A 14,024-nucleotide genomic window follows, 5' to 3' on the forward strand; every position below is an offset into this window, starting at 1 on the left:
TTTGGTCATTGCTCAAAGGATTGGACATAAAAATGTTGCCAAAATGTTACCGCAGTGCTATCGAAGGCTTTGAAAGCCTTGATAACACTGCGGTTTCGGCGTTATGTATGGAGACGGTGGGAGTCGAACCCACGTCCAGAGACACCGATTACTTAAGCGTCTACGAGCGTAGCCTGCATATTAGGGTTTCACTCATCTTCTTGCCTGCGGGCTGGCCTTCCGAGAGCTAGTCTGTTCGTCTCTTCTTACGTTCTCAGACGGGAACGCAAGCGTAGCCTACTTGGATGTGCTCTTCACAGACACATAGGCAATGTCAGGAAGAGCTCGCTGCGCTTATTAGGCAGCTAGTGCTACGTTTGAGTTAAAACTGTTAGTTTTGCCAGTTATATTTAGGTGCGTGTTTACGAGATCGCCTCTCGGCTCGCAGCTCAAGCTCGATCCATCCCTGTCGAATCCGTAACGTCCCCTTGTTATAAGGGAAATACGGGAGAAAATTATCAAGCTTTCACTCAACTGGCTATAGTCTTATTATAACACGATTCTGGCGCTTTTCAATTGTCAAATCCTTCAAATGAATCACGCTGTGATCCGATCGTGAACACAGTATAGCACAGGCCTGATTTTTGGATCAAGCACTATGCCTTTAGAAGCCTTTTTGACTGTCTCTAAACGCTCTCTCGATTTCCCGCTTCGCGTCCTTGCGCTTCAGATCATCTCGTTTGTCATAGTTCTTCTTCCCTTTTCCAAGGCCGAGAAGCACTTTAGCAAAGCCATTTTTTAAATATAGCTTCAGCGGTACGAGAGAATAGCCTTTTTCCTTTGTTAACCCGATCAGCTTGTTAATCTCCTTGCGGTGCATTAATAGCTTTCTCGTCCGGAGCGGATCGTGGTTATAGCGGTTACCTTGCTCATATGGGCTGACGTGCATATTGTGGAGAAACACTTCTCCCCCCTCAATTTTGGCGAAGGAATCCTTTAGGTTTACACGGCCTGCACGAATCGCTTTGATTTCGGTTCCTTGCAAGACGATGCCTGTTTCATAGGTTTCTTCTATAAAATAATCGTGATTGGCTTTTTTATTTTGAGATAATACTTTTCCTGACCCTTTTGGCATGCCAGAACCTCCTCTCTAAGGAAAAACTGTCCACCTTTTGCGATACGCTCTATTTTACCAAATGTCACGTACCGCTACAATGAAAAGCTGTTTCCGAAAGAAAGCAAATAGAGCGCCGCGGCCCTATTTGCTGGTTGTGCTGTTATTTCTTCTTTTTCCGTTTTTGTTTCGGCGCGTTTTGAAAACCGCGTTTTTTCTTTTTCGGCTTCGACTTCGGCTTCGTGAACCATTCCCCTTTTTCCTCAGTCGGTGCTGGTGAAACAGGCGTATTAGTGGTTTGGACGCGCTTTCTGGCAGGCTTTCCGCGTTTTCTGCTCCGATTGCTGTCAAGTTCTCTCGGACGTCGCGGAGAACCCTTCATACCGACGATTTCAAAGTCGATATTGCGCTCGTCTTTATTGACATCGACAACCTTGATTGTGATTTCATCCCCAATGCGGAAGACGTTGCCCGTCCGCTCGCCGATCATCGCAAAATGCTGTTCATCAAAGCGATAGTAGTCATCCGTCATAAAGCTGACGTGAACAAGTCCTTCAATTGTATTCGGCAGCTCGACAAACATTCCGAAGTTTGTTACAGAGCTGATCATGCCGTCAAACTCTTCACCGATTTTATCAAGCATGTATTCCGCTTTTTTCAAATCATCCGTTTCACGCTCGGCGTCAACTGCACGGCGTTCCATCGTTGATGTATGCTCAGCGATATCCGGCAGGCGTTCTGCCCACTTTTCCTGTGTCGCTTCATCGACTTTGCCGTTGATTAAATACGTTCTGATCAAACGGTGGACGATTAAGTCTGGATAACGGCGGATCGGAGATGTAAAATGCGTATAGAATTCCGTCGACAGGCCAAAGTGCCCTAAGCTTTGCGGGTCGTATTTCGCTTGTTTCATCGAACGAAGCATGACAGTAGATATAACAGTCTCTTCAGGCCTGTCACGCACAGCGTCCAGTATGCTTTGTAGCGCACGCGGATGAATATTCCCCGCCGTTCCTTTCACCACATAGCCAAATGTCGTCACGAACTCTAAAAACTTTTGCAGCTTTTCAGCGTTCGGCTCTTCGTGAATCCGATATATAAACGGCACGTTCATCCAATGGAAATGCTCCGCTACCGTTTCGTTCGCCACAAGCATAAATTCTTCAATCAGCTTCTCGGCGACAGAACGTTCTCTGATCACAACGTCTTTCACCGCGCCTTCATCATCAACAAGCACTTTTGCTTCCTTGAAATCAAAATCAACGGCACCGCGGTTCATCCGCTTGTCGCGCAAAATTTGGGCTAAGCGCTCCATATCTTTAAACATCGGGACAAGAGGCTCGTATTTTTGTTTCATCTCTTCGTCATCGTCAACCAAAATTTTATTCACATCTGAATATGTCATTCTTTCCGTTGTTTTGATGACACTTTGGAAGATTTGATGCTCTGTCACCTGTCCCTGACTATTAATCGTCATTTCACAGGAAAGTGTCAGGCGGTCAACCTTTGGATTTAAAGAACAAATGCCGTTTGACAGTCTGTGCGGAATCATCGGGATGACCCGGTCAACCAAATACACACTCGTTCCTCTTTCAAGCGCTTCTTTATCAATCGGAGAGTTTTCGGTTACGTAATGGCTGACATCAGCAATGTGAACGCCAAGCTTGTAGCTTCCGTCATCAAGCTTGGTTACGGTAACCGCATCATCCAAGTCCTTCGCGTCCGCGCCATCAATGGTGACAATCACTTGATCACGAAGATCACGGCGGTCTTTCAAGTCTTTTTCATCAATGGTGTCAGGCGTATTTGATGCCTGTTCCATTGCATCTGCAGGAAATTCGCCCGGCAGGCCGTGCTTATGAATGACCGATAAAATATCAATGCCCGGATCATTTTTATGGCCTAGAATGGTTTCAATCTCGCCCTCGGCGTTCATGCGGCCTTCAGGATAACTCGTCAGCTTGACAACAACCTTATGCCCTTCCGCAGCTCCGTTTTTCCCATTTTTCGGGATGAAGATGTCACTCGTGATTTTTTTGTCGTCCGGAATGACAAAGCCGAAGTTTCTCGTTTCTGTATACGTACCGACAACCTTCTGAATCGCTCTTTCTAAAATGCGGATGACGGTCCCTTCCTGTCTGGAGCCGCTTGACTGTGAATTCAGCCGAACCATGACGATATCGCCATTCATTGCTGTATTCAACTCATTTGGCGGAATAAACACATCGCTTAATGACGTATCCTCAGGCAGCAAAAAGGCAAATCCTTTTGCGTGCGCTGAAATCTTACCTTTTATTAAATTCATCTTCTCTGGAATGCCGTAACGGTCGCTTCTCGTCCGGACGATCTGCCCTTTTTCTTCCAAGGCGACTAACGCTTTGACGAGCTCTTTAAACTCCTCGGCTTCCGTAATATTCAGCATCTCCTCAAGTTCCTGAACGGTTAGAGGTTTGTACGCCTCTTCCTTCATAAACGAGAGAAGCTTTTCCATAAATGCTTCTTTTTCCATTATCCAACCTCCTGTTGATTACCAATCGAGCTTCTCTAAAAATTCATACACATCTTGATGGACGAGATCACGTTCTTTGTCTAACGTAATGACATGGCCTGATTCCTCGTACCATTTCAGCTGCTTATCGTCAGTTTCCACTTCGTTGTAAATGATATTGGCGCTTTCGGTATTAATCATGTGATCATGCCGGGCCTGCACCACAAATGTCGGTGAATAAATCATATCGACATTATTCCGCACATCAGCAATTAAGTCTTGCAGCGCCTTGAGCGTGTTCATCGGCGTTTTTTCGAATTCCTTCATTTCCTCTTCAATCTGCTCCGGGTTTTTCCCCTCGAATTTTTTATAATTGCGAGCGTATGAAAGGACGCCCTGATACATGACCTCTTCACTCTTAATATGCATCGGCGCACACATTGGGACAATTCCCTTTATGGGTACAGTGTAACCCAATTTCAGCGAAAAAACCCCGCCAAGCGACAGTCCGCAGGCGGCAATGTTCTCATAGCCTTCAGATTTTAAGGATTCATAGCCATCCATCACGTTTTTCCACCAGTCTTCAGGCCCTGTATGTACAAGTTCTTCAGGAGGCACGCCATGTCCTTCATATTGAGGCGCGCGGCATGTATAGCCCCGTTCATTCAAGTAACGCCCCAGCATTCTTACATCCGCTGTATTTCCTGTAAAGCCATGCAGCAAAAGCACCGCTTTGTCTCCGCCTTTAAATGTAAATGGTTTTGGTGTCACAACTTTCATGCTCATGTCTCCCTTTCTATCTGCACGGTCAATTTAGTTTTCCACAGTTTGATCAGAAAAAAACGCTCTGAATATCAGCCTGAAACGTGAAAAAGGCCTGACTTCACATCAGACCTTATACAAACATTGCCCTATAAAATATAAGCAAGCGCAATCGTTAACACGAAAAACAAGACTGCCAGCACAACCGTGATGCGGTGCAAAATCAAATCAAGACCTCTTGCTTTTTGTTTCCCGAAGAGCTGCTCCGCTCCGCCTGAAATCGCACCAGATAATCCGGCGCTTTTACTGGATTGAAGCAAAACGACAATAATAAGTGCAATGCTGACGATAACCAATAAGGTAATCAAAACTGCGTGCATCCCTTACACCTCCAGACTCACTGGCCTACATTACTTCTATTTTACATGAAAAGGGATGGCATGTCACGCTGTATCAGACGCGGGATAAGGGCGTTTTATCTTGGTTACCCTATTCATACGAAAATCAAAAGGAGAAAAACAATGCCTCTTATCAGCATGGCCAGCAGAAAACATCTTTATTATGAGGAATATGGACAGGGAATTCCGATCATTTTCATCCATCCGCCGGGCATGGGGCGCAAGGTTTTTTATTATCAGCGCTTTCTTTCCGAGCATTTCAGGGTGATTTTTCCCGATTTAAGCGGCCACGGTGACAGCGATCATGCGGATCAGCCAGCCTCTATTTCTTATTACGCAGACGAAATCGTGAAATTCATGGACGCTCTGCACATTGATAAGGCTGTGCTATTCGGGTATTCCGCCGGCGGCTTAATCGCGCAGCACATCGGCTTCACCCGCCCGGACAAAGTGTCGCATCTTGTTCTGTCCGGCGCTTACCCCGCTGTTCATAACATAATTGGAGAGAAGATTCACAAGTCGGGGATGTATCTGCTTGAGAAAAACGCCTGGCTGCTCATAAAAATCCTTGCTGTCAGCCACACAAATAACAAAGAACTTCGGAACTTATTAACATATCATATGAAAAAAGCAAACCTTGCCCATTGGCATCAGTATTATCAGGATTCACTTAGCTACAACTGCATTGAACAGCTGCCCCACCTAAACATGCCGATGCTGTTCATGTATGGCGGCCTGCGGGACTGGACCTTCCCAGCCTCAAACTATTACCGCAAAGCATGCAGCCATGCCGAATTTTTCAGATTGGAATATCAGGGGCATCAGCTGCCGACAAAACAATGGAAAACATGCAACGAACTGGTGACAGGGTTTGTGCTGACACATCATTCACAGGGATAAAAAACGCTTGGTTTCCTTGCGTTTTTATAGTCCTTTATTGACTTTTGTCAATAAAATCATAGTAAAAAAGGTCCTCAAATTTCAAATTAAAATAGTGAAGCATTTTACCGATTACAAGCTGCCCCGGCCGTCTTTCTCCATTCAGCACACGGCTGAGTGTGGCGGGTGAGACTCCGATTTCCAGCGCAAGCTGATTAAGAGAATAATCATTATTGACCATATACTGCAAGACATAATCACGTTTAATCTGTATCTTTTCTACCGGCACTTTCCTCACCTTCCGTTTCTGGAAAAACTTTTTTCTATACTTTTACATTACGGCTTATGTTAACTTTTGTCAATACATTTCCAACCTACCTATTCCCTTTAGTCAATAAACATACTAGAATATGAGTAACAGCGAGGAACGGGGTGAGACATATGGAAAGCTTTGGCGAACAATTGCGGGCATTACGTGAAGAGAGAAAATTAACAGTCAACCAGCTTGCGACTTATTCAGGTGTAAGCGCAGCCGGCATCTCGAGAATCGAAAACGGCAAACGAGGTGTCCCCAAACCTGCAACCATCAAAAAACTGGCGGCAGCCTTAAAAATTCCTTATGAAGGGCTTATGTATAAGGCTGGTTACATCGAAGAAGTGCATGAAGCCAGGGCCTCTTATGAAACAAAGTGCAAGCTGCTTGAAAAAGCGGAGGTCTACGACTTGAAAAACCTTGCTCTTCTTGAGACCGAAAAGTGGCAATATCTCAATAAAGAAGATTTACTCATGCTGGATCATTATTTTGCGTTTATTTCAGATGAAGCCAAAAAACGGTCTGATGATGACTAACTCTTGATAGAAATGTGAGGCGATCACCATGTCACCGTTCGGACAGCAATTACGGGAGCTGCGCCGCGCCCGCAAGCTGACAGTGAATCAGCTTGCGGTGTATTCAGGCATCAGCTCGGCCACCATTTCAAAGATTGAAAACGGCAAACGAGGCACACCAAAACCTTCCACCATTAAAAAACTGGCGTCTGTACTGAAAGTGCCCTACGAAAACCTGATGGCTGCCGCAGGCCATATTCAGACCTTTCCAGAAGCAATCCGCGAAGCATCAGAAAACTATCAATCCATTTATGACATTTACCAGACGGCTGTCACTCGCGGAGCTGAACACCTCCCGATTTTCAATAGCCAAAAGTGGGAGCACCTTTCAAAGCAGGATATTGAAAATCTCAGCAAATACTTCGATTTTTTAGCTTCTGAAGCGAAAAAACGCGCCTCCTCATCCTAATCCCCTGTTTCTCTTTCTGCATGTGACAAATCACGCCTGCATACCTTCCCTCGTTATTTGCGTTATAATAGTGACAGACGAGGTGAAAAGAATGAACCAATCAGAAATGTGTCCTAGATTTGAAAAAGCAGTCGACATCTTGAGTAAACGCTGGGTCGCCTTGATCGTATTTCAGCTCTTGAATGGGTCGCAGCGATTCAGTGAAATTGAAGCAGCACTTCCAAATCTAAGCGGCAGAGTTCTGTCAGAAAGGCTGAAAGAACTTGAGCTTGAAGGAGTGGTAAAGCGGGATGTCATCCCGGAAACTCCGGTTCGCATCGAATATTCATTAACTGATAAAGGAAAGGCGCTCGCCCCCATTTTAGGAGAGATTTCCAAATGGGCGACCGATTGGATTGACCCTTCCTTTCTTAGCTAATTGCTAAAACGGCTCTGATCTCAGAAATGAGAAAAGGAGCTGTTTTTATTTTCCACATAAAAAAGTGATTTCTCCGCCGATATATAGTGCATCTACACATTACGTTTCTTAAAGGAGAACACTGTATGCGACTGACGATTTCCCGCAAATTCAGTCTGGTATTTTTGACACTGATCCTGATCAATTTACTTATAGGCGGAATAGGCGCTTTTAATATGCAGCATATCATTCAAAAGACAGATGAAATCGACACAAAATGGATTGACGGCATTAAAGATATTACATCGATTAATTATTTAACCGAGCACCTGTCTTCTAAAGAAAAAGATTTTCTAATTCTCACAGATAAAAACAAAATGAATACGCTTGATCAAGAAATGAATCAGGTCATGGAAGACATCAATCAAAAGCTTGATAGCTACCAAAAAACGATTTCAAATGATAAAGAACAGAAATTGTTTGAGCAGCTTCAAACGGAAGTAAGTACCTATACTCATATTCATAAGCAAATTATAGAAAGCGGCCGTACGAATGACATGGACAAAGCAAGGGGTTTATTAGCGCAGACTGAAGCCAGCTTTGAAAATATGAAAAAATCTGTCACTCAGCTCGTTGACCTTAATAAAGAAGGCAGCAGCACAGCGGTAAAAGAAACGAAGAATGTATACCATAAGGGGATTATTTACACGGCTTTGCTTTTGGCAGCTTCGATCATAATCAGCATTTTCATCTGGCTTTATATCACGCGAAATATTGTAAAACCTATTATTCGAATGAAGAAATCCGCCAATCAAATTGCCGAGGGAGATCTATCAAATGACATGGAGCCGCTCAATTCAAAAGACGAACTGGGCGATCTGAATGAAGCGTTGCAAAAAATGGTAGGCAGTCTGAGAGATATTGTCGGATACTCCAAAGAAATATCAAGCCGAGTTCTTTCATCTTCTCAGGTGTTGGCAACCGCAATGAATGAAACAAGCTCTGGCAGCAAATATATTACCGAAACGATGAATGAAATGGCTGAAGGCTCTGAACAGCAGGCCCAAGACGCCGTGACAATTGCCGAATCAATGAATGAATTTACAGAAAGTATTGATAAAGCCTATAATCACGGGATCACCATCAGCGGTACGTCTCAACGCGTTCTCGAACTCGCGGTAAACGGAAACGAAAATATGAATACATCATTACAGCAAATGAAAACCATCCATGACATCGTTCAAGAAGCTGTGCATAAAGTAAGGGCGCTGGAGCAGCATTCTCAGGATATCAACAAGCTCGTTCGAGTTATCAACGGAATTGCCGAGCAAACAAATTTGCTGTCACTTAACGCTGCAATCGAAGCTGCCCGCGCCGGAGAAAGCGGCAAAGGCTTCGCCGTTGTGGCTGAGGAAGTCAGAAAGCTGGCTGACGGTGTTTCTGATTCCGTGCAGGATATTACCCAGATTGTAAGCGGCACACAGCAGGAAATCCACACCGTTATTAAGTACTTGGAAAGCAGTTTTACAGAAGTAGAAAAAGGAACGGATAATCTGACAGACACCGGACAGGCTATGCAGCATATTAAACAATCCGTCACCAATGTGACAGACCGCATTAAGGAAGTAACGGATGGACTGAAGCAGTTAACAAACCAATCGATTACCATCAACCAGTCGATTGAAAACATCGCTTCTGTATCTGAAGAGTCTGCCGCCGGCATTGAAGAAACATTTTCGATTACCGAGCAATCCGCCCACTCGTTGGATCAAGTGCTTGAGAATGCCGAAGAGCTTGAACAGCTGGCGAAAAAGCTGAATGAGAGAATGGATCAGTTTACCATTTAAAAATAACCCACGCCCCGTTAGGGCTTGGGTTTATTCCTTATTTAAGGGGATTTTTACTCGAACCTCTCCTCCACCAGCTTTAGTATTTCCAAGAGCAAGTTCTCCGCTGTGAAGGTTCACTGCATTTTTAGCAAACGTCAATCCCATTCCATAATGTCCTTTAGAATGGCGGCTCTTATCATCCATGTAAAATAGTTCTGTTGCTTTTTTTAGTGCTATTTCCGAAAATCCGCTTCCTGTATCTCTCACAAAAAAATAAAAAGACTTAGAATCACATTTTGCATGTACTGAGACGGTTCCGCCTTCCGGTGTATAGTCAACTGCATTTGTTAAGATATTCAATAATGCCCTATGTAACAATTGCCGGTCTAATTGCGCTTCTTTCAATAGATGTTCTTTTTTGAACACAATGTTTATCTTTTTATTTCCTTTATAGGCGGATATATCTTTCTGTAACGTTTCTGTCAACTTCTCTACAGATGCTTTTTCAAAATGAATCGTTAAGGAATCCTCCGTTCTCGACAGGTGAATGAGCTGATAAATATATTGTTCAATTTGATTTCCTGCTCCAAGAATATATTTTGTATACTCAGCTTGTTCTTCGTTTTGTTTTGACAAGCTGAGTAATTCAGCATTTCCCTTAATAATCGTAATCGGAATCTTGATGTCATGCGCCAAAGCGCCTATTTGTTCTTTTTTGTTTTTTTCCAAACGCCACTGTGCCTCAAGTGAGGACTGAAGTGCATCTCTCATTTCAATCAAAGAGTCAATCACATCATCGAATTCCTTAATATGTGTAAATTCGGGAGTGAATTGTAAATTTTGCTCTTTTATATATCGGGTGATTACGTTCAATGTCTCAAAATGCTTTCTTAACCGATTCGCAAAGTAGGTTGTTATAATAGAGATCACTATAATGAGCAAGATAATCAAAATACAAATACTCGTTAATTCATAATTAGGAAGGTATTTTCTTAGTAAAGGCGAACCGAAATCGGCCCGTAGTGAATATTGCAAAACACAATATTCATTACCTCTATCAATCACCAAATATCCTTTTTGCTTATAATTGACATACGGTTTTTTTTCAATCTTCTTTTTGACCAGCTGCAGATCTTTTTCTTGAATAGTCCCAGCCGTTTTTTGTTTTGTTTCTTTGTTGAGGATGGCATATGACATTGTATCAGGAATCATATCGGCAGTTACTTTTTCGACGGTTTCCAGCTTCGGCGCAAGTTTTTCCGCTTCTCGTTCATTATAATTCGCTGGATGTGAGAAACCTGTGTTCATCGCGATCGTATTCACAAAAATATATAGCAGTGCAAGTACGACTAAACTCACACATAGGGTCACCATATACTTTACCAGTTCCCTAAGAAGCGTTTTCCGGCCCTTCACACCTATTCCCATTTGTACCCAACGCCCCATACCGTTTTGATGGGGTCTGCGTGATGCTCTTTACATTTTTTTCGGATCGTTCTGATAAATTCAGTAATGGTTGAATACAAGGCATTCCCCTCTAATCCATAAATCTCCTCGTAAATTTGTTCTCTCGAAAATGTTCTCCCTTTATGTTGAGCTAAAAATTCACAGATTTTATATTCATTTTTTGTTAGGTTAAGTTTGTTGTTATTGATACATACCTCTTTACTATCAAAATCAAATAAAAAACCGGAGATCACTCTCTTCGATTGATGTTTATCTCTCTGTTCCCTTCTTAAATGAGCATTCACTCGGGCACTAAGCTCTTTAACGCCGAACGGCTTTGTAATATAATCATCTCCGCCGGTCATAAGCCCTTTTACTATCGCTTCCTCTTCCGTTTTAGCCGTGAGGAATAAAATGGGACAATCAACCAAAGGCCGTATCTGTTCACATAACTCAAATCCGTCAATATCCGGCATCATTACATCTAGCAAAATTAAATCATATCCTTGAAATACATCGGGCGGCTGTCCATGAACATGATCTAACATGTCAACTTGATGCTGGTCACGGCGCAGAATATTTTGTATCAGGACAAGAATATCTTTTTCATCATCGACAGCAAGGATTTTTGCCATTTCCCGGCCCCCTCATACTATTCAAATGTTTTTCTGCCTTCCCATTTACTAAACCAAATAAGACTGGCAATAATTGTACATATTATACCAAAAACCATTATCAATACACCTGAATGTATTTCATGCATCAACAAAGGGTGATCCCCTTGATTTACTTCTTTAAAGTGGAGTAACCCATGTAAATCTGACAATCTAACCCCCCAAGCCCACGGGTTATATTTCCATATCGCATCGCCCAGTCCAGTGTTCATTAGAGCTGTCATGAGCAGGCCGGCTCCTCCTATCAGGACAGAAGCTCCCATTCCAAACATACAGCTGATAAAAAAGTAAATACAATACAAGACTACACTGCCCGCAACTAGCCAGGCACCACCCATGATAAAAATATCGTAAGACAAATCCGGCACGTTTAAAATAAACTTTAGCCCTATGAAATAGATCAATAGCGCTAAACCAATAGAGAAAACCTCCATGATAAGCAGCATGAACAATTTACTGACATAAGCAATCACTTTCGGAGCTGTACTCCCTAGTAACACATGAAATTTCCCCGCCTGTTCTTCTAAGGTTGCAGTCATTCCGCACAGCACCCCGATGAGCAGCGGCAATGCTACTCCAATAGCTTCCATAAAAGACTTATACAAGTGAAATTGGCTTTGATCTCTCCCATAAAAATAGAGGATCAATACGCATGAACAAACGATAGGAATAATAAAATGCAACCAAATAAAGGAGGTGTGCTTGGTTTTCTGGAAATCAGCTTGTAAACACCTCAAAAGCAATCTCACCTTACATCGCCCCCTGCTTTTTTGTTCTGTAATCGATGGAAGGAGCAAATGAACGGCTAGTGAAAAATGCCAGTATCAAAAAGAACAGAATAGAAATCACTATAGCAGGAGGGACGACCAGCCAACTCAATAAAGGATCATTATTCTCAAGCAGCAGGCCATTAGGGTGAATACCGATAGTTGGAGACATCATTCGAATTGGCCAGCTCCACGGAATGAACCACCAAAAGGAACGAGAGGCCGGCATAATACCAAGAACGAAGGTTCCTACCAGATTTAACATTACCGCTATTGTCAACCCCCATTTTTTGGCCGCAAATAAACAGAGTGGTATCTGCCAAAGACTTGTTAACCAAAGCAACAAGCTTGCAGCGATTGTAGAAAGCGTAATAATGGCAAAATCAGCGATAACGCATCCCATGAGTAACATAAAAATCAAAAATACAATCTGAGATAATAGTGAATAAATGACAATAATAATAATTTTAGCATACCATACTTTCCCCAGATTTATAGGCAATGAATACGTCCCATTATAATCGGAGGCCTTTTTTTCTTTTTGATGAGATAAAGAACAAAATAAAGCAATCATTACCGGCATAAACAAAATAGACCACCAGTTATAAGTACCTGATACAAAAAACTGAACGTTCATTAAAAAAGAAAAACCTATATTAAGAAGAGGTACAAAGATAATCATTTTTCTAGAAAACGTCCTCTTAAACTTTAGGTTTTCGGCTTTTATATAATTTATCATCTTTTTACACCTTCTTTTTCACGGCTTGCCTTTACCACTTCCATAAATAAGTGTTCCAAATCATCCGCCTCGTTTATTTTTCCCTCATACCCGAGATGACCGCCGACGATAATACCGATATGGTCTGCAATTTGCTCTACTTCTGAAAGAATGTGACTAGATAAAATAACCGTGATTCCCTCCTGAGGAAATGAGCGAATAAGGTCTCTAAGTTCCTGTATTCCTATTGGATCTAACCCGTTCGTAGGTTCATCAAGAATTAATAATGTAGGGTGATTTAATAGGGCGATTGCAATTCCAAGCCGCTGCCTCATTCCCATCGAAAACTGCCCTGCTCTTTTCTTCCCAGCATGCAGCATATCCACAGTCTTTAGCACACTGTGTATGCGATCTTCGGAAAGGCCGAGCAGCGTGGCATGTACTTTCACATTTTCAAATGCTGTTAAATTATCGTAAAGAGGCGGAGATTCTATTAACGATCCGATATTTTGCAGATCAGATCGTTTCCATTTATGTCCGTCAAAGAAAACCTCACCTGACGTTTTCTGTAAAATTCCCGTTAAAATTTTTAGGGTTGTCGATTTTCCAGCTCCATTTGGTCCCAGCAGACCGTAAATGCTGTTTTTTTGAACAGTTAATGAAACATCTGAAACAGCTGTTTCTTTGCCAAACCTTTTTGTAAGACTTTTGGTTTCTAATAAGACTGTACTCATGTCACTCTCTCCCTTATTCCGTTTCATTCTTTATGAAAACCGCTCGATAATACTCACGATTAAACTCAACAATGATTTCCTCGTTGTCATCAGTTTCCTCGTTTGTCCTGTAAACCTTCCCATAGCGTAATGGTTTTTTCTCTCTGATTTCATCCGGATCATTAGTGATATATGGTTCTTTTAGTTCTTCTTCCGACCATCTCTTTCCATCACCATCTACAAAGAAGGTCTGGCCTATAGCCCCAATGACTTTTCCTTTTTTGTCTTCATCAACTTTATCTTTCAGCTGATAAAGTTTATCGTCGTAGACCACTTGATCGAGTTTCCCTTTATCAATCAAGCTCTCCATTGTTTCAGATGTCTCGTTTTCATTATCAACAGAAAAATGCATTGTTTTTTTCGTTTCTTCAACAACCTTATCTTTAAACTTTGTGAATGATTGACACGCTGATAACGTACATAAAACAATGAAACAGCCTAACAGGTTTACACATCTTTTCAAAAACAACATACACCACCTCAATCTTATGAAATTCCCCAAA

Annotated in this window: 16 protein-coding genes and 1 other RNA gene; 5 read left to right on the forward strand and 12 right to left on the reverse strand. The window is 42.4% G+C overall.

Annotation, left to right across the window (positions count from 1 at the left end; translation table 11 throughout):
• Nucleotides 1-105 precede the first annotated feature (105 nt).
• The 5 genes from ssrA to secG form a co-directional block, all read right to left on the reverse strand.
• Nucleotides 106-467: a transfer-messenger RNA gene (ssrA, locus tag AAGG74_RS11005) on the reverse strand.
• A gap of 176 nt (nt 468-643) precedes the next feature.
• Nucleotides 644-1,114: an SsrA-binding protein gene (gene smpB / locus AAGG74_RS11010; protein ID WP_225493335.1), complete on the reverse strand. Its 471-nt coding sequence runs from the start codon at nt 1,112-1,114 to the stop codon at nt 644-646.
• A gap of 142 nt (nt 1,115-1,256) precedes the next feature.
• A complete protein-coding gene (gene rnr, locus AAGG74_RS11015; RefSeq protein WP_162103568.1) occupies nt 1,257-3,602 on the reverse strand; it encodes a ribonuclease R in 2,346 nt (781 codons plus the stop codon).
• An 18-nt stretch (nt 3,603-3,620) separates the two neighbouring features.
• Nucleotides 3,621-4,361, reverse strand: coding sequence for an alpha/beta hydrolase (locus tag AAGG74_RS11020; protein ID WP_429675424.1), 741 nt, complete (start codon nt 4,359-4,361; stop codon nt 3,621-3,623).
• 131 nt (nt 4,362-4,492) lie between these two features.
• Nucleotides 4,493-4,723, reverse strand: a complete 231-nt coding sequence (gene secG, locus AAGG74_RS11025) for a preprotein translocase subunit SecG (protein WP_003220028.1) — start codon at nt 4,721-4,723, stop codon at nt 4,493-4,495.
• Nucleotides 4,724-4,864: 141 nt separating this feature from the next.
• Between secG and AAGG74_RS11030 the strand changes: the two genes are divergently transcribed.
• Complete coding sequence (locus AAGG74_RS11030; protein WP_429675425.1) at nt 4,865-5,641, forward strand: alpha/beta fold hydrolase; 777 nt, start codon at nt 4,865-4,867, stop codon at nt 5,639-5,641.
• Nucleotides 5,642-5,675: 34 nt separating this feature from the next.
• On the opposite strand, the gene AAGG74_RS11035 is transcribed toward AAGG74_RS11030, so the two are convergent.
• The gene (locus tag AAGG74_RS11035) at nt 5,676-5,909 is read right to left on the reverse strand and encodes a helix-turn-helix domain-containing protein (protein ID WP_162103570.1); all 234 of its coding nucleotides are present in this window, start codon (nt 5,907-5,909) and stop codon (nt 5,676-5,678) included.
• A 152-nt stretch (nt 5,910-6,061) separates the two neighbouring features.
• On the opposite strand from AAGG74_RS11035, the gene rghR reads away from it, so the two are divergent.
• The 4 genes from rghR to AAGG74_RS11055 all read left to right on the forward strand — a co-directional run bounded on the left by rghR (nt 6,062) and on the right by AAGG74_RS11055 (nt 9,161).
• On the forward strand, nt 6,062-6,469 hold the full coding sequence (rghR, locus tag AAGG74_RS11040) for a transcriptional repressor RghR (RefSeq protein WP_162103571.1): 408 nt from the start codon (nt 6,062-6,064) through the stop codon (nt 6,467-6,469).
• A gap of 28 nt (nt 6,470-6,497) precedes the next feature.
• On the forward strand, nt 6,498-6,917 hold the full coding sequence (locus AAGG74_RS11045; RefSeq protein ID WP_162103572.1) for a helix-turn-helix domain-containing protein: 420 nt from the start codon (nt 6,498-6,500) through the stop codon (nt 6,915-6,917).
• A gap of 91 nt (nt 6,918-7,008) precedes the next feature.
• The gene (gene catR, locus AAGG74_RS11050) at nt 7,009-7,335 is read left to right on the forward strand and encodes a catDE operon transcriptional regulator CatR (RefSeq protein ID WP_084993400.1); all 327 of its coding nucleotides are present in this window, start codon (nt 7,009-7,011) and stop codon (nt 7,333-7,335) included.
• A 125-nt stretch (nt 7,336-7,460) separates the two neighbouring features.
• The gene (locus tag AAGG74_RS11055) at nt 7,461-9,161 is read left to right on the forward strand and encodes a methyl-accepting chemotaxis protein (RefSeq protein ID WP_429675427.1); all 1,701 of its coding nucleotides are present in this window, start codon (nt 7,461-7,463) and stop codon (nt 9,159-9,161) included.
• Between the two features lie 30 nt (nt 9,162-9,191).
• Here AAGG74_RS11055 and AAGG74_RS11060 read toward each other — a convergent pair whose 3' ends face one another.
• From AAGG74_RS11060 to AAGG74_RS11085, 6 genes are read right to left on the reverse strand one after another with little or no spacing between them, the layout of a single operon-like run.
• Complete coding sequence (locus tag AAGG74_RS11060) at nt 9,192-10,571, reverse strand: HAMP domain-containing histidine kinase (protein ID WP_429675428.1); 1,380 nt, start codon at nt 10,569-10,571, stop codon at nt 9,192-9,194.
• On the reverse strand, nt 10,562-11,224 hold the full coding sequence (locus tag AAGG74_RS11065; RefSeq protein ID WP_225493332.1) for a response regulator transcription factor: 663 nt from the start codon (nt 11,222-11,224) through the stop codon (nt 10,562-10,564). The genes AAGG74_RS11060 and AAGG74_RS11065 overlap by 10 nt, the downstream gene beginning before the upstream one ends.
• Before the next feature lie 17 nt (nt 11,225-11,241).
• Complete coding sequence (locus tag AAGG74_RS11070; protein WP_429675429.1) at nt 11,242-12,012, reverse strand: lantibiotic immunity ABC transporter MutG family permease subunit; 771 nt, start codon at nt 12,010-12,012, stop codon at nt 11,242-11,244.
• A gap of 1 nt (nt 12,013) precedes the next feature.
• A complete protein-coding gene (locus AAGG74_RS11075) occupies nt 12,014-12,769 on the reverse strand; it encodes a lantibiotic immunity ABC transporter MutE/EpiE family permease subunit (RefSeq protein ID WP_429675431.1) in 756 nt (251 codons plus the stop codon).
• Nucleotides 12,766-13,482 (reverse strand): lantibiotic protection ABC transporter ATP-binding protein, encoded by a 717-nt coding sequence (locus AAGG74_RS11080; RefSeq protein ID WP_429675432.1) that lies wholly within the window; start codon nt 13,480-13,482, stop codon nt 12,766-12,768. Before AAGG74_RS11080 ends, AAGG74_RS11075 begins: the two co-directional genes overlap by 4 nt.
• A gap of 13 nt (nt 13,483-13,495) precedes the next feature.
• On the reverse strand, nt 13,496-13,993 hold the full coding sequence (locus AAGG74_RS11085) for a NisI/SpaI family lantibiotic immunity lipoprotein (protein ID WP_429675433.1): 498 nt from the start codon (nt 13,991-13,993) through the stop codon (nt 13,496-13,498).
• Between the last annotated feature and the right edge of the window lie 31 nt (nt 13,994-14,024).

The sequence above is a fragment of the Bacillus mexicanus genome, from assembly GCF_050445615.1.
GTDB lineage: Bacteria > Bacillota > Bacilli > Bacillales > Bacillaceae > Bacillus > Bacillus mexicanus.